This is a genomic window from Actinomadura sp. 9N407, assembly GCF_044326315.1.
Taxonomy (GTDB): Bacteria; Actinomycetota; Actinomycetes; order Streptosporangiales; family Streptosporangiaceae; genus Spirillospora.
In genome coordinates, this window is sequence record NZ_JBIRAW010000013.1 from 34,129 (window position 1) to 48,436 (window position 14,308).

Below are 14,308 nucleotides of genomic sequence, written 5' to 3' on the forward strand. Positions count from 1 at the left end.
CCCCGGGCTGGGACGGTCTCCGGCGGTTCCCGCCGGTCATCGAGGAGGACACATGACATCGTCGTTCGAGAGGGTGCCGCTGAGCCGCCGCGGATTCCTGCGGGTGTCGGGCATCGGGGCGGCGGCGGTAGCGCTGCCCGCGGCCCTGACGGCCTGCGGCGGGTCGTCGGGCGGTTCGTCGGGCACGCTGCGCCTGGTCGGCGTCGCCGACCAGCAGAAGCCGCTCGACCTGCTCACCAAGGCCTACACCAAGTCCAAGTTCACCACCTCCTTCGCCCCCACCGACCAGGTGCAGACCTCGGTGCGCACCCAGCTCGGCGCGGGCAACGCCCCCGACGTGCACGTGGTGTACCCGGGCGACGGCTCCTCCATGAGCATGGGGCAGATCGCCAAGGCCGGGCTGCTCGCCGACCTCAGCGACCAGGCGTGGACCAAGAAGATCCCCGCGAGCTTCAAGCCCGCGTACCAGATGGACGGCAAGACGTTCATCTACTCGGCCGGCTCCAGCGTCATCGGCGCCATCTACAACAAGAAGGTCTTCGCGGAGGCCGAGGTGGAGCCGCCGACGACCTGGAGCGAGTTCCTCGAGGTCTGCGAGAAGATCAAGAAGAAGGGCAAGATCCCGATCGCGCTGGGCGCGCAGACCCAGTGGGTCACCCAGCTGATCACCTACGCGCTGGTGCCGTCCACCGTGTACGCCAAGAACCCGCAGTTCGACGCCCAGATGAAGGCCGGCTCCGCGTCGTTCGCCCAGTCGGGCTGGGTGCAGGCCCTGGAGATGTACCTGGACCTGCAGAAGCGCGGCTTCTTCAACGACAACCCCAACGGCACCACGTTCGAGCAGGCCACCTCGATGGTCGCCACCGGCAAGGCGGCGATGGCCATCCAGGTCTCGGCCGTGCTGCCCGACTTCCGCAAGGCCGCCACGAACGCCGACGACCTGTCGATGTTCCCGGTGCCCGGCGCGGACAAGGCGGCCGACAACTGGATCCCCGCCGGTGTCGTGGTGGGCCTGGGCGTCAGCGCACGCGGCAAGAACAAGGACGCCGCCAAGGCGTTCATCGAGTTCCTCGGCGAGCAGCGCAACATCAACGCCTGGGCGGAGGCCGTCGCCTGCGTCCCGTTCGTCCGGGACGCCAGTTCCAAGATCGACCCCGTGCTGGACCCGTTCCTGCCGTTCATGGACGGCGGCAAGGCCGTCCCGTTCATGGACCAGGCCTGGCCCAACGCCGAGGTCCAGCCCGCCCACTTCGCGATGGTCCAGGAACTGCTCGGTGGCAAGACCACCATCGCCGAAGGTCTGGCGAAGCTGGACGAGACTTACCGGAAGAAGTAGCCCGTGACACCCACTACTCGTGCCCCGGCGAAGCCGGCGGCCGGCCGCAAGACCGGGGGCGGCACCGTCCCGACCGGGCGGCGCCCCCGGCGAAGGCGGGGCGGTTTCCTGACGCCGCCGTGGTGGTTCGCCGTACCCGCCCTGGCCGTGTACGCGCTGGTGGTGCTCTACCCGAGCGCCAGCGGCATGATCTTCGCCTTCACCGACTGGAACGGCCTGGGCGACCGCTCGTTCAACGGGTTCGCCAACTTCACCCGGCTGTGGCGCGACGACGCGGCCCGCGGCTCGCTGATCAACACGCTGCTGCTGACCGTCGCGATCGTCTTCGTCCAGAACGGCATCGGGCTGCTGCTCGCCCTCGGCGTGCACACGCACATCAAGTCCAAGGCCGTGCTGCGGGTGGTGTTCTTCGCCCCGGCCGTCGTCAGCCCGGTCATGGTGGCGTTCCTGTGGAAGTACGTCTACAACCCGGCGCCGGACGCCGGGCTCAACGGCATCCTCGGGGCCGTCGGGCTCGGCGGGCTGCGCCAGGACTGGCTCGGCAACCCCTCGCTCGCGATCTGGTCGGTGGCCGGGATGGTGGTCTGGCAGTTCGCCGGCTACTCGATGGTCATCTTCCTGGCCGGCCTGGAGGGCGTCCCGGAGGAACTGCACGAGGCCGCGATGATCGACGGCGCCGGGCCGTTCCAGCGGTTCCGGAGCGTGACCTGGCCGCTGCTCGCGCCCGCGGTGACGATCAACATGATGCTGTCCACCATCGGCGGGCTCAAGCTGTTCGACCAGGTGTACGCCGCGACGAACGGCGGTCCCGGGCATGCCAGCGAGACCCTCTCCACGGTGCTCTACAAGCAGGCGTTCGTCTTCGGCAACTACGGCTACAGCACGGCGATCGCGCTGGTGCTGGCGCTGTTCGTGGCCGCGGTGTCGCTCGTCCAGATCTACTACCTGCGCGGCCGGGAGGTGACCGGGTGAGAATCCGCTACGGGTTCCGTACGTTCCTGCTCGAACTGGTGATGATCGCCGCCGCCCTGGCGTTCCTGTTCCCGGTGTACGCGCTGATCACGCTGTCGCTGAAGGACAAGCAGCAGATCGCCTCGGCGCCGCTGGCACCGCCGACCTCGCCCTCGTTCGGCAACTTCGCCGACGCCTGGCAGCGGGCCTCGCTCGGCTCGGCGCTGCTGAACAGCACGGTGATCACGGCGGTGAGCCTGATCGCGCTGATCGCGGTCGGCTCGTTCGCCGCCTACTTCCTGGCCCGCTGCGCCTCGCGGCTCGGGTTCGGGCTGTACGTGCTGTTCCTGCTCGGCATCGTGCTGCCGTTCCAGCTCGGCATGATCCCGCTGTTCAAGATGGTGGACGCGGCCGGGCTGCTCGGCAGCTACCAGGGGATGATCATCTTCTATACCGGCATCCAGCTGCCGTTCACGATCTTCCTCTACACCGGCTTCATCCGGGCGCTGCCGGCCGACTACGCCAACGCCGCGATGATCGACGGCGCGGGCCATCTGCAGGCGTTCACCAAGGTGGTGTTCCCGCTGCTGCGGCCGATCACCGGTACGGTCCTGATCCTCAACGCGGTCTTCATCTGGAACGACTTCTTCACCCCGCTGCTGTATCTCGGCGGCTCGGCGCGCGAGACGGTCCCGGTCCGGGTCTTCGCGTTCGTCGGCCAGTACGTGTCGGACTACGGCCTGGTCTTCGCCGGGCTGGTGCTGGCCGCGCTGCCGATCCTGGTGATCTTCCTGGTGCTGCAGCGGTACGTGATCAAGGGCTTCGCGAGCGGGCTGAAGGGGTGATCCCCGCACGGCTGCGGGCGGTCCTGGAGGAGCCGCCGCCCGCGTACTCCCCGGCGCCCATCTGGTGGTGGAGCGGCGAGCGGCTCACCCGGCCGAGGCTGCGCCGCCAGCTGGAGCGGTTCGCCGAGGGCGGCGTCTTCAACCTCGTCATCCTCAACCTGGCCCCGTCCGGGCCGATGTTCGGCTCGGACGCCGACGACCCCGCGTTCTTCTCGGAGGCGTGGTGGGAGCTGCTGGACGGGGTGTGCGAGGACGCCGCCGGGCTCGGGGTGTCGCTGTGGTTCTACGACCAGCTCGGCTTCTCCGGCGCCGACCTGCAGGCCCGACTCGTTCGCGAGGTCCCGGGCTTCGCCGGGCAGTGGCTGGAACGGGACGGCGGCACCGCGACGCGCGGCTTCGACTACCTGTCGGCCGAGGCGTGCGCGGTGCTGCTCGACCGGGTGCACGGCGAGTTCGAGCGGCGCCTCGGGCACCGCCTCGGCAACGTGATCGTCGGGTCGTTCCAGGACGAGCTGGCGTCGCTGCCGACCTGGACGGAGTCGTTCGCCGAGGAGTTCCAGCGGCGGCGCGGCTACGACCTGGCGCCGCATCTCGGTGTCCTGTGGGGAGAGGGCGACGGGGCCGGCGACGGGGCCGGCGCCCGCGCGATCCGGCGCGACTACCACCTGACCAGGGCGGAGCTGGCCGAGGACGCGTTCTTTCGCCCGCTCGCCGAATGGCACGAACGGCACGGCCTGCTGCACGGCTGCGACCAGCAGGACCCGGCGCGGGCGGGATTGCCGGTCGACGGGGTCCGGCTCTACGCCGACTACGCGCGCACGCACCGGTGGTTCGGTGCGCCCGGCTCGGATCACCATGGCGACGCCCGCATTCACTCGTCCCTGGCGCACCTGTACGGCCGGGACCGTACGTGGATCGAGGCGTTCCACTCCAGCGGCTGGGGCGGGACGCTGGAGGAGACGTTCGACTGGCTGCTGCCCTGGCTGCGTTCCGGGGCGACCCTCTACAACCCGCACGCCGTCTACGCTTCGACCAAGGCGGGCTGGTGGGAGTGGGCGCCGCCGTCCACCGACTGGCGCCAGCCGTACTGGGCCCACCACAAGGTCTTCGCCGACGCCGTCACGCGACTCTGCGCCGTCCTGTCGCTGGGACGCCACGTGTGCGACGTCGCCGTGCTCTTCCCGACCGCGACCGCGCAGGCCGGGAGCCGGCTGGACGGCGTGGACCCGGACGCCGCGTACGCGCAGGACACCTACCGCGCCCTTGTCGGCGACATGGCGTGGTTCCGGATGGTGCCCGGTGCCCTCGACCGGCTGCGGATCGACGCCGACGTTCTTGACGACGACTCGGCCCAGCGCGCCACGATCGCCAGGGGCCGGCTGAACGTCGCGGACGAGTCGTACGCCACCGTCCTGCTGCCCGCCTGCACGGTGCTGGAAGGCGAGACGGCCCGGCGGCTCACCGAACTGATCGAGGACGGCGGCCGCGTCATCGCGATCGGGCCGCCTCCCCGCGAGGGTGTCGGCGATGAAGCGGCCGGTGCAGCGGTCGCGCGGCTCGCCGAGCTGGTCGAGACCGTCCCGGACGTGGACGGTCTGGGCGCGCTGCTGCGCGACGGGCGCCGGGTGAACGCGCCGGTCCCGGCCCTGGTTCGCGAGGTGGACGGCGCGACCGTGGTCTTCCTCACTGCGGCCGCGTCGATGGCCAGCGAGGTCTCGGTCGGACGGCCCGACGAGCGAGGCGCCGATCTCGGCTGGCTCGACGTCACCTACGACTTCGACCCGGACCGCTACCTGCGGGACATGCCCGTCCGCGTCGATGGGGTGAGCGGCCCGGCCTACCTGGTGAGCCCGTTCGGCGGCCCGCCACGGCCGCTCGCGTGCACGGTCTCCGGGACGGCGGTCGAGGTGATCGTGCCGTTCGACGACGGACCCGCCGCCCTGCTCGTCTTCCCCGGTGGCGAGGCCGAGGACGTGGCCCCCGCCGTCCCAGGTCCGGAGCGCGAGATCGACCTCGGATCGTCCTGGGACATGGAACTCGTCCCGACGCTCGACAACGCCTGGGGAGACTTCGCCCGCCCGGCCGGCGATGTCGTACCGCTGGAACGCTGGGACCTGCTGCATCGCCTTGAAGGCGAGGCGGACGTGGCGGGCGAGGAGGACGTGGCGAGCGAGGCGGGCGAAGAAGGCTGGACGCAGGCGCACGCCACGTTCGGCCCGCACGGGATCTGGCGCACAGGGACGGCGGACGGCGCCGCCTGGCAGACGGCCGTCTACTCCGACTCTCGCGGCATCCGCAAGGACCCCGTGCATCGCGACGTCCTCGGGCCCAAGGGCCACGTCCCCGAGGAGTTCCTGGATTTCGGTGACGTGCGCGCGGGGGAGCCGGTGACGTTCCGCGCCCGGCTCACCGTGCCAGCTGGGAGCGCGGCGGGGAACGGTGGTCACCCGGCGATCGGCGCCGCCGCGGCGAAGACGCTGACGATCAACGGCACTCCTGTTCCGCTCGACGACCACGGCTATTTGGCCATCGCCACGGAGTCACTCCCCGCCGGGGACCACGACATCGAGCTCCGGCTCGTACCGGACGAAGACGTACGGCTGCGCGCCCACGTGGCCGTGGTGAACGACCCCGAGCGTTACCGCCGCCCGGAGTGGATGACCATCGAGGGGGACGGACGACCCGGCACCCACGTCACGTTCACGACCGCACTGGGTCCTGGGCCGACCGTTCAGGTGGTGTCGGCGGCACCGTGCCAGATTCTGGTGGACGGGCAGGAGATCGGCCGCCAGGGCGGCTTCGACCCGTACGCCGAGCAGGAGGCCCCGCGCGCCGGCCGCTACGAGCTGCCCGAAGGCGGCACGGAACTGACACTGATCGTCGCCGGGACCGACGTACTGGTGGACAGCGCGGCGGTCTCCGGACCCGGCTGGACAGCGACGCGTGACGGCGAGCCGGTGACCGTTCTGCCGCGGCGCCGCCAGCACGGCGACCCGGCGGCGCTGCACCTGCACCGCCGCCCACCCCCGCTGCCCGGCGCGAACTGGCTGGAAGACGAGGACGACGAGTCTGTACCGCCTGTAGTGCCCGTTCTGCCTGTACGGCTCGCCGCCCCCGGCGCAGAGCCCCGGGTCGAATGGCTGTGCTTCACCGTCCCGCCGGGCGCGACCCGGATGTCCTTCGAGGTCTTCGGCGAACTGTTGGACGTCCGGCTGGACGATCACCCGCTGGAGTTCACCGCGGATTCGGCAGGGTTCGATTCGCTACTCCCCGGGAGCCGAGCGGGAGTGCGCACGGCCACGGTACGGATCCGTACGCGTCCCGGACACCAGGCGGGCGCCGCACTGGCCGGACCGGTGCGGTTCGCGGCGGCTCCCGGAACGATCGAGCTGGGTGACTGGGAGGACGTCGGTTTGGCCGGGTACAGCGGCGGCGTCCGCTACCGCCGCCAGGTCGAGCTTCCCCCGTTCTCCGGTACGGCGACGCTCGATCTCGGGCGCGTGCGCGGCACCGCAGAGGTGACGGTGAACGGCCGTCCGATCGGCACCCGCATCTGCGCGCCCTACACGTTCGACCTCGGAACGGCGCTCCGGCCCGGGATCAACGAGATCGAGGCCGTCGTCTACGGCACCCTCGCCCCCTATCTCGACGACGTGAGCCCGACGCACTTCGTGTTCGACGGCCAGCGCGTGTCGGGCCTGTTCGGGCCGGTGCGCGTGCGCCTTCCCGAGAACAGCTGATCCTCACCGGGTCTCCCTCCCTTCCCCCACTTCGAGGAGAGCTTCATGATCAGTGCCCGACGACCTTCCGGCCCGGCGATGGGACGGCGCGAGCTGCTCGTCGGCGGCGGCGCCCTCAGCCTCGGCGCCGCCGCCGTGGGCTTCTCACCCAGCAAGGCATGGGCCGCGCCCGCGTTCCAGGACGACCCGTTCGCGCTCGGCGTCGCGTCCGGCGACCCGTGGCCGGACGGCTTCGTCCTGTGGACCAGGCTCGCGCCGGAGCCGCTCGCCGTGGACGGCTTCGGGGGAATGCCGGCCCGCAAGGTGCAGGTCCGCTGGGAGGTCGCCGCCGACCAGGGGTTCCGGAAGATCGTCCGGCGCGGGAGCACGTTCGCGACCCCGGAGCTGGGCCATTCCGTCCACGTCGAGGTACGCGGGCTGAACCCGGGACGCGAGTACTTCTACCGGTTCCGCGTCCGCGGGGCCGAGAGCCCGATCGGCCGTACGAAGACCGCCCCGCCGCCGTGGGCCCCGCTCAAGGAGCTGGCGTTCGGGTTCGCGTCGTGCCAGGCGTGGTTCGAGGGCTACTACACCGCGTACCGGCACATGGCCGAAGAGGACCTCGACCTCATCCTCCACCTGGGCGACTACATCTACGAGAACGCCATCGGCGCGGACGGCGGCGTCCGCAAGGTCGCGCTCGCCCCCGAGGTACGGGCCGAGCCGTACGACCTGACGCAGTACCGGCTGCGGCACGCGCTGCACCGCTACGACCCCGACATCATCGCCGCGCACCAGGCGCACCCGTGGGCGCTCATCTGGGACGACCACGAGATCGACGACAACTGGGTCGCCGACAAGGGCAAGGACCCCGGCACCGACCCGGCCGTCTTCGTCAAGCGCAAGGAGGCGGCCTTCCAGGCGTACTACGAGAACCTCCCGCTGCGGCTGGCCGCCAAGCCCAAGGGACCGGACGCCCGCCTCTACCGGAGCCTCGGCTATGGCCGGCTGGCGAAGTTCCACATGCTCGACACCCGCCAGTACCGCGACGACCAGGCGTGCAACGACAAGACCAGCGACTGCGCCGACCGGCTCCTGCCGGGCCGTACCGTCCTCGGCGACTCCCAGGAGAAGTGGCTGTTCGACGGGCTGAAGAGCTCGGACGCCACCTGGAACATCGTCCCGCAGCAGATCCCCGTCACCCAGGTCGACACCGTTCCCGGCGACGGCAGGGCGTTCGTCATGGACTTCTGGGACGGCTACAAGCCCGCCCGCGACCGGCTGTTCGAGCGGTTCGCCGACCCGAAGGTACGCAACCCGATCGTCCTGACCGGTGACATGCACCGGCACATGGCCGCCGACCTGAAGCTCGACTTCGATGACCCCCGGTCCCGGACGCTCGGCGTGGAATTCGTCGGTACATCCATCTCGACCAAGATGGACGGGATGGACCTCGACCCGGGCGGCCAGAACCTGCTCGACGCCAACGAGCACATCAAGTTCACCAGCTACCAGCGCGGCTACGTGACCTGCACGCTGAACAAGGACACCTGCCGCGCCGACTTCAAGGTGCTCCCATACGTGACGCGCCCGGGGGCGCCGGTGAGCGTCCGGAAGAGCTTCGTCACCGAGAACGGCAATCCGGGCCTGCAACCAGCCTGAGCCCCAACCAGCCTGAGCACCGACCAACCTGAGCACCAAACAGTCAGAGCACCGAACAGTCTGACCACACGGACCGCCGGGCGGGCGTCAGCGGCCCGCCCGGCGGTGTACGGGTCGTGTTCGGCGCCGTGCGACTGTGCCAGGCTGGCCCGGGTGGGGACGAGCATGGCGGATACGCCGGCCGGTGACGATCCGGGGAGCGCGGCGGGTCCCGTGCCCGTGCGGCCGGGGCGGCGGATCGCCGAGCTCGACGCGCTGCGGGGATTCGCGCTGTGCGGGATCGTCTTCATCAACATCCCGCAGACCCTGGAGATGTTCGCCTACGCCGACGAGTTGCCCGCCGAGCTGCGGGTCTTCGTTCTGGGGCGCTTCTACCCCATCTTCTTTCTGCTGTTCGGCATCGGGTTCGGGATCTTCCTCAGGTCGGCCCGGCGGCACGCGGCGCGGCCCCGCGTGCTGCTGCTGCGGAGGTTCGTGGCGCTGGGGATCCTGGGCGTGCCGTTCCACCTGCTGCAACCGGGCGAGGTCCTGCTGCCGTTCGCCATCACCGGCGTCCTCGTCCTGCTCCCGTTCAGCCTCCTCGCCGGACGGGAGCTGCTGCTGAGCGGGGCCGTGCTGACCGCCGTCGGCGTACTGGCGGGGACCGGAGGGTTCGCGGTGCTGCCGGGGCTGCTCGTGCTGGGCTTCGCCCTCGCCGAGCTGGAAGTACCCGAGAACCTCCAGCGCTGGACGGTACGGAGGCTCCCGGTAGCCGGCGCCGGAATCGCGGCCATAGGTCTTCCGGCCTGGTGGGAGCTCGCGTCCGGGCTGCCCGGGATCCGGCTCGGGCTGGTCCTCTCGCTGTCCATGTCCGCCGGATATCTGGTGCTGTTCCTGCTCGTACTCCGCACGCCCGCCGGGCCCGCCGCGTCCTGGGTTCTGGCCCCGATGGGACGCATGGCGCTCACCAACTACGTCACCGCGGCGATGCTGTTCGTACCGATCGGCGGGGCCTTGGGGCTGCGGGACACGCCGCAGTGGGGTCTGGCCGTTCTCCTAGGCGCCGGTGTCCTGGCAATCCAGGCAGTGTTCAGCAACGCGTGGCTGCGGGCGTTCCGTTACGGCCCGCTGGAGTGGGCATGGCGATGCGTCACCTACTGGCGGTTGCTGCCGATCCGAGCCCGCCCACCCCAGCGAGCGCCGTCATGAGCGGGGGCTAGTCGCCGTCATCGTTAGTCGCCGTCGTCGCCACCGTCGTCGTTGCCGCCGTCGTCATTTTCCTGGTCGTCGTTGTTCCCGCCGTCGTCGCCGTCGTCGCCCTCGCCGCAGCCGGCGGTCACCATGGCGGTGGAGCCGAGGACGGCGACGGCGGCGACGGCCGGGACGGACGCGGGAACCAGCGCCGTCGCGATGGCCAGCATCCCCTTGACGAACGCGAGCAGCGTTTTGACGAGCATGAAGTCTCCTGGGCCGGAATCCGAAGAAGCCGATACAGCTGAGGGCTGCCCACCCGGGCCCACCCCTACACCGCCGGCGCCCGCCGGCTTCCACTGGCCTTCCGCCGGCCTTCCAGCGGCCTTCCGCCATGCGTTGACCTGGATTGTGTACGGGCCGGGGGCGTGACTGGTGTGCCGGTGTTCCGTTTCGATGGACGGCCCGCCCTCACCGGCGCGCTGCCCGAGGACACCCTGTACGGCGCGCTCGTCCAGGGTGTCCGAGAGGCGGATATCCCTCATCATGTGACTTTGGGTTTCGTAACGATTACCGTGTGTATCTGACTGGGTGGGTGCGGGGTGCCCGTCTGTACGGGCACGGGTCGGTCAAGGACCGTGCCCGCAGAGTGTTGGAGGCTGCTGAGCGTGGTGGAGACTGTCCGGAGGCCTTTGCGGGAGATCGCTCGGCCGTTCGTTGCCGGCGGGTCGCCCGGTGTCAGTGTCCGAGATCGTCTCAAGGGCCTGACGGCCCGGGACGAGGAGGTGCTGCGCCTGATCGGTGCGCATATGGGTTCGCTGGCCTCGGGTGACCTGGCCCGGCGCTGCCGGGACGGCCTGGCGCACTCCACCGACACCTGGGCGGCGCGCAAGCGGGACCTGACCGCCCAGTCATCGTCGCGGTGGGCCGGGTCGGTCACCTCCAGCACCCACGATCAGTGGGGCCTGTCCCGCCGCGCCCAGTGGCAGCACCTGCAATCGCTGACCGCGGGAATCGGCACCGTCCGATACCGGCTGTCCCTGCCGGTCGGGGACAAGGGCGCCACGGGGCGGCCCGGCGGTTACCGCAGCAGGCACGAGTGGTTCTGCAAGACCCGCCGACTGGCGATCCTGGAAGCCGAGTATCAACGCGTCAGTGCCGAACGCGCGGCCGGGCGCGTCTCGGTCGTGCGGGGTGGCAGGCGGCTGTTCAACCAGCGGCACAACCTGGATGCCGCGGGCAGGACCGAGGCCGGGTGGCGGGCCGAGTGGGAGGCGGCGCGCTGGTTCCTGACCGCCGACGGCGAGTCCGGCAAGCGGTGGGGCAACGAGACGATCCGCGTCACCCCCGACGGCCAGATCAGCATCAAACTGCCCGCCCCACTCGCCGAGTACGCCAACGCCCGGCACGGCCGGTACGTTCTGGCCGCCCGCGTGTCCTTCCCGCACCGGGGCGCCGAGTGGCGCGACCGCATCGCCGCGAACCGGGCCGTCTCCTACCGCATCCATCTGGACGTGACCAGAAGCCGCTGGTACCTGGACGCCTCGTGGACCCGTAAAGACCTGCCCATTGTTCCTCTGGATTCGTTGCGGGCCGGTGGTGTGGTCGGGGTGAACACCAACGCCGACCATCTGGCCGCGTGGCTGTTGGACGAGCACGGCAACCCGATCGGCCGGCCGCGCCGCTTCGGCTACGACCTGACCGGCACCGCCACCCACCGCGACGCGCAACTGCGGCACGCCCTCACCCGCCTGCTGCACTGGGCCAAGCGCACCGGCGTGCAGGCCATCGCGATCGAAGACCTGGACTTCACCCACTCCACAACCCGCGAGAAGCACGGCCGCAACAAGCGCTTCCGGCAGCTGATCTCCGGTATCCCGACCGGGCGGCTTCGCGCACGGCTGCTGTCGATGTGCGCCGAGGCCGGTCTCGGCGTGATCGCGGTCGATCCCGCCTACACCAGCAAGTGGGGAGCACAGCACTGGCACAAGCCCGCCACCAGTAAGAAGCCGGCCGCTACGCGGCATGAGGCCGCGTCGGTGGCGATCGGACGACGCGCCCTGGGGCACCGTATCCGGCGACGGACGGCACTGCCCCCGCACGACCAGAGCGATCGTGCGGGGCATCGGACCGCCCAGGCCGGACACGATGACCGAGGGCGTGAGGGACCCCGCCCCCGCAGTCCCGGACCACCGACACGATCGGTCGGCGCCGAACGCGGCGTGAACGCGGAAGACCAGGACGCCCAACACCGCTCGGAGCGTCCGACTGAGCCCTTACAAGCAACGCTCAGTCCCTAGGAACGGTTCGAGGGCGCGCATGTAGTCGACCAGGCGCACGCCGATCTCGAACGCGACGTCGGCGCCGTCCAGATCGGGATCGAGCCAGACCTCGGAGATCCGCCGCCAGGACGCCGGGCCGATGAACGCTCCGGCGACGGCGTCCTCGCCCAGCAGCGGGCGCCAGCTCGGCTCGGCGGCGCCCAGGCGTGCGAGCACCGCGTCGTTGTCACCCTCGGCGCGGTGCTCGGCGTGGAAGCCGATCTCCAGGGCCCGGGTACGGGCGGCGGCGACGATGTCGGCGCCGATGATCTGGGCTTCGTAGTGCTCGCGCAGGGGTTCGGGGCCGCCGAACCACGCTTTCACTCCCTGGCGGCGCACCTGCAGGTGCACCTGGCCCAGGGCAGGCGGCACCGAACCCCTGACGACCTCGCCGACCTGGTCGAAAAGCTCCCAGTCGTCCACGTACCCACCCCCCGGTGACGATCTTAAGCCGCCGCGACGGGCCCTGAAACCGCCGTGTCCGTCCGCCGGCGGTGCGGATCAGCCGAGGTCGTCGAGCTTGCGTTCCAGGACCGCCCGCTCGCGCTCGTTGCCGCACAGCCGTACGGCGAGCTCGAACTGGGTGCGCGCCTCATCGGCGCGTCCCAGGCGGGTGAGCAGCTCGCCGCGAACGCTCGGCAGCAGGTGCGAGACCGGCAGCGCCTCGGCCGCCGCCAGATCCTCCACGATCGGCAGCGCCGCCGCCGGTCCCTGCGCCATGGAGACCGCCACCGCCCGGTTGAGATCGACCACCGGGGACGGCGCGAGCCGGCCGAGCGCCTCGTAGATGAGGACGATGCGATCCCAGTTCGTCGCCTCGACGGACGGGGCGACGGCATGGCATTCGGCGATCGCCGCCTGCAGGCCGTACGCGCCCAGGCCCCGGCCGGCCCGCTCCGCGCGGGCCAGGGCGGCCCGTCCACGGCGGATCGCGGCGCGGTCCCAGCGGCGGCGGTCCTGGTGCTCCAGCAGTACGGGCTCGCCGTCCCGTCCGGTACGGGCGGGGAAGCGCGCGGCGGTCAGCTCCAGCAGCGCCAGCAGGCCGTGGACCTCGGGCTCGTCCGGTACCAGCCGGGCCAGCACCCGGGCGAGGCGCTGCGCCTCGCCCGCGAGGTCGAACCGGATCAGATCGTCACCCGAGCTGGCCGTGGACCCCTCGGTGAAGATCAGGTAGATCACGCTGAGCACCGGGCCGAGCCGTCCGGTCCGCTCCTCGGGCGGCGGTACCTCGAACGGCACCCGGGCCGCCCCGAGCGTCTTCTTCGCCCGGGTGATCCGGGCCTGCACGGTGGCGGTCGGGACGAGGAACGCCCTGGCGATCTCGTCGCTGGTCAGGCCGCCGACCACGCGCAGGGTGAGCGCCACGCTCGCCTCCCGCGACAGCACGGGGTGGCAGGAGGTGAACATCAGCGCGAGCACGTCGTCGTCGATCCGGTCCGGATCCCACAGCACGTCCTCGGCCTCCCGGACCGGATCGGCGGGCGCGCTCCCCGAGAGGACGCCGCCCTCGCCCAGGTCCTGGGCGAGCGCGGCGTACCTCTCGTCACGGGCGGAGCGCCGCCGGAACGCGTCGATCGCGCGGCGCCGCCCGACCGTCAGCAGCCACCCCGCCGGCCGGCGCGGCACGCCGTCGCGAGGCCAGGTCACCAGGGCCTCGGCCAGCGCCTCCTGGGCGAGGTCCTCGGCCAGCGCGAAGTCGCCGGTGTACCGCGCGAGCGCGCCGACGATCCGTGCCGACTCGATCCGCCAGACGGCGGCCACGGCCTCCCGGCCGGTGGGGTCACCCATCTCCGCAGTCTCCCCTCAGAGCTCGCCCCCTCAGAGCCGGCCGGTGTCCCCTCAGAGCCGGCCGGTGTCCCCTTAGAGCTGGCCGGTGGCCTCGCGCCACGCCCGCTCCTTCTGGATCCACTCGTTGTCCTGCGGGAACTCGTCGATCGTGGTGACGCGGCGGATCTCGGTCTTGAAGCCGGGACCGGTCATCGGCGAGCGCCTGGCCCACTCGACGGCCTCCTCCTTGGAGGCCACGTTGAGGATGTAGAAGCCGCCGAACAGCTCCTTGGTCTCGCCGTACGGGCCGTCGGTGACCACGGGCGGCTCGGCGGAGTAGTCGACGACCACGCCCTCCTCGGCGTCGTCCAGCCCCTCGGCGGCGAGCAGCACACCGGCCCGGATCAGCTCCTGGTTGTACGTGCCGACGGTCTCGAGCATCTGGTCGAAGTCGATGTCCACCATGCCCTTGAAGGCCTCGTCGGTCGCACGCATGATCAGCATGTACTTCATGATCCATCTCCCTGGGTCGTCCGG

The 14,308-nt window shown here is 71.0% G+C and carries 11 protein-coding genes; 7 read left to right on the forward strand and 4 right to left on the reverse strand.

What is annotated here, in order from left to right; genetic code table 11:
* Positions 1–52: 52 nt before the first annotated feature.
* The 6 genes from ACH34Q_RS21635 (at position 53) to ACH34Q_RS21660 (ending at position 9,701) form a co-directional block, all read left to right on the forward strand.
* Positions 53–1,336, forward strand: coding sequence for an extracellular solute-binding protein (locus ACH34Q_RS21635; RefSeq protein ID WP_395984813.1), 1,284 nt, complete (start codon positions 53–55; stop codon positions 1,334–1,336).
* 3 nt (positions 1,337–1,339) lie between these two features.
* Positions 1,340–2,308 (forward strand): carbohydrate ABC transporter permease, encoded by a 969-nt coding sequence (locus tag ACH34Q_RS21640; RefSeq protein ID WP_395984814.1) that lies wholly within the window; start codon positions 1,340–1,342, stop codon positions 2,306–2,308.
* Complete coding sequence (locus ACH34Q_RS21645; protein ID WP_395984815.1) at positions 2,305–3,132, forward strand: carbohydrate ABC transporter permease; 828 nt, start codon at positions 2,305–2,307, stop codon at positions 3,130–3,132. Before ACH34Q_RS21640 ends, ACH34Q_RS21645 begins: the two co-directional genes overlap by 4 nt.
* Complete coding sequence (locus ACH34Q_RS21650) at positions 3,129–6,872, forward strand: glycosyl hydrolase (RefSeq protein WP_395984816.1); 3,744 nt, start codon at positions 3,129–3,131, stop codon at positions 6,870–6,872. Before ACH34Q_RS21645 ends, ACH34Q_RS21650 begins: the two co-directional genes overlap by 4 nt.
* Before the next feature lie 45 nt (positions 6,873–6,917).
* Entirely contained in the window at positions 6,918–8,513 is a 1,596-nt protein-coding gene (locus ACH34Q_RS21655) for an alkaline phosphatase D family protein (RefSeq protein WP_395984817.1), read from the forward strand.
* Between the two features lie 165 nt (positions 8,514–8,678).
* The gene (locus tag ACH34Q_RS21660) at positions 8,679–9,701 is read left to right on the forward strand and encodes a DUF418 domain-containing protein (RefSeq protein ID WP_395984818.1); all 1,023 of its coding nucleotides are present in this window, start codon (positions 8,679–8,681) and stop codon (positions 9,699–9,701) included.
* A gap of 23 nt (positions 9,702–9,724) precedes the next feature.
* Here the strand turns inward: ACH34Q_RS21660 and ACH34Q_RS21665 are convergent, their stop codons facing one another.
* Complete coding sequence (locus ACH34Q_RS21665; protein ID WP_395984819.1) at positions 9,725–9,949, reverse strand: hypothetical protein; 225 nt, start codon at positions 9,947–9,949, stop codon at positions 9,725–9,727.
* Positions 9,950–10,468: 519 nt separating this feature from the next.
* On the opposite strand from ACH34Q_RS21665, the gene ACH34Q_RS21670 reads away from it, so the two are divergent.
* Complete coding sequence (locus tag ACH34Q_RS21670; protein WP_395984820.1) at positions 10,469–11,983, forward strand: IS200/IS605 family accessory protein TnpB-related protein; 1,515 nt, start codon at positions 10,469–10,471, stop codon at positions 11,981–11,983.
* Here the strand turns inward: ACH34Q_RS21670 and ACH34Q_RS21675 are convergent.
* From ACH34Q_RS21675 to ACH34Q_RS21685, 3 genes are all read right to left on the reverse strand, one after another.
* Positions 11,960–12,427: a hypothetical protein gene (locus ACH34Q_RS21675; RefSeq protein WP_395984821.1), complete on the reverse strand. Its 468-nt coding sequence runs from the start codon at positions 12,425–12,427 to the stop codon at positions 11,960–11,962. The two genes, ACH34Q_RS21670 and ACH34Q_RS21675, sit on opposite strands and share 24 nt — an antisense overlap.
* Before the next feature lie 78 nt (positions 12,428–12,505).
* On the reverse strand, positions 12,506–13,792 hold the full coding sequence (locus ACH34Q_RS21680) for an RNA polymerase sigma factor (RefSeq protein ID WP_395984822.1): 1,287 nt from the start codon (positions 13,790–13,792) through the stop codon (positions 12,506–12,508).
* 72 nt (positions 13,793–13,864) lie between these two features.
* Entirely contained in the window at positions 13,865–14,284 is a 420-nt protein-coding gene (locus tag ACH34Q_RS21685; RefSeq protein ID WP_395984823.1) for a YciI family protein, read from the reverse strand.
* Between the last annotated feature and the right edge of the window lie 24 nt (positions 14,285–14,308).

Excerpts from the sequence above, each read along its gene's own strand:
- ACH34Q_RS21655 (WP_395984817.1), top strand. The coding sequence starts at position 6,918 with ATGATCAGTGCCCGACGACCTTCCGGCCCGGCGATGGGACGGCGCGAG.
- ACH34Q_RS21685 (WP_395984823.1), bottom strand. The coding sequence starts at position 14,284 with ATGAAGTACATGCTGATCATGCGTGCGACCGACGAGGCCTTCAAGGGC.
- ACH34Q_RS21665 (WP_395984819.1), bottom strand. The coding sequence starts at position 9,949 with ATGCTCGTCAAAACGCTGCTCGCGTTCGTCAAGGGGATGCTGGCCATC.
- ACH34Q_RS21680 (WP_395984822.1), bottom strand. The coding sequence starts at position 13,792 with ATGGGTGACCCCACCGGCCGGGAGGCCGTGGCCGCCGTCTGGCGGATC.
- ACH34Q_RS21660 (WP_395984818.1), top strand. The coding sequence starts at position 8,679 with ATGGCGGATACGCCGGCCGGTGACGATCCGGGGAGCGCGGCGGGTCCC.
- ACH34Q_RS21635 (WP_395984813.1), top strand. The coding sequence starts at position 53 with ATGACATCGTCGTTCGAGAGGGTGCCGCTGAGCCGCCGCGGATTCCTG.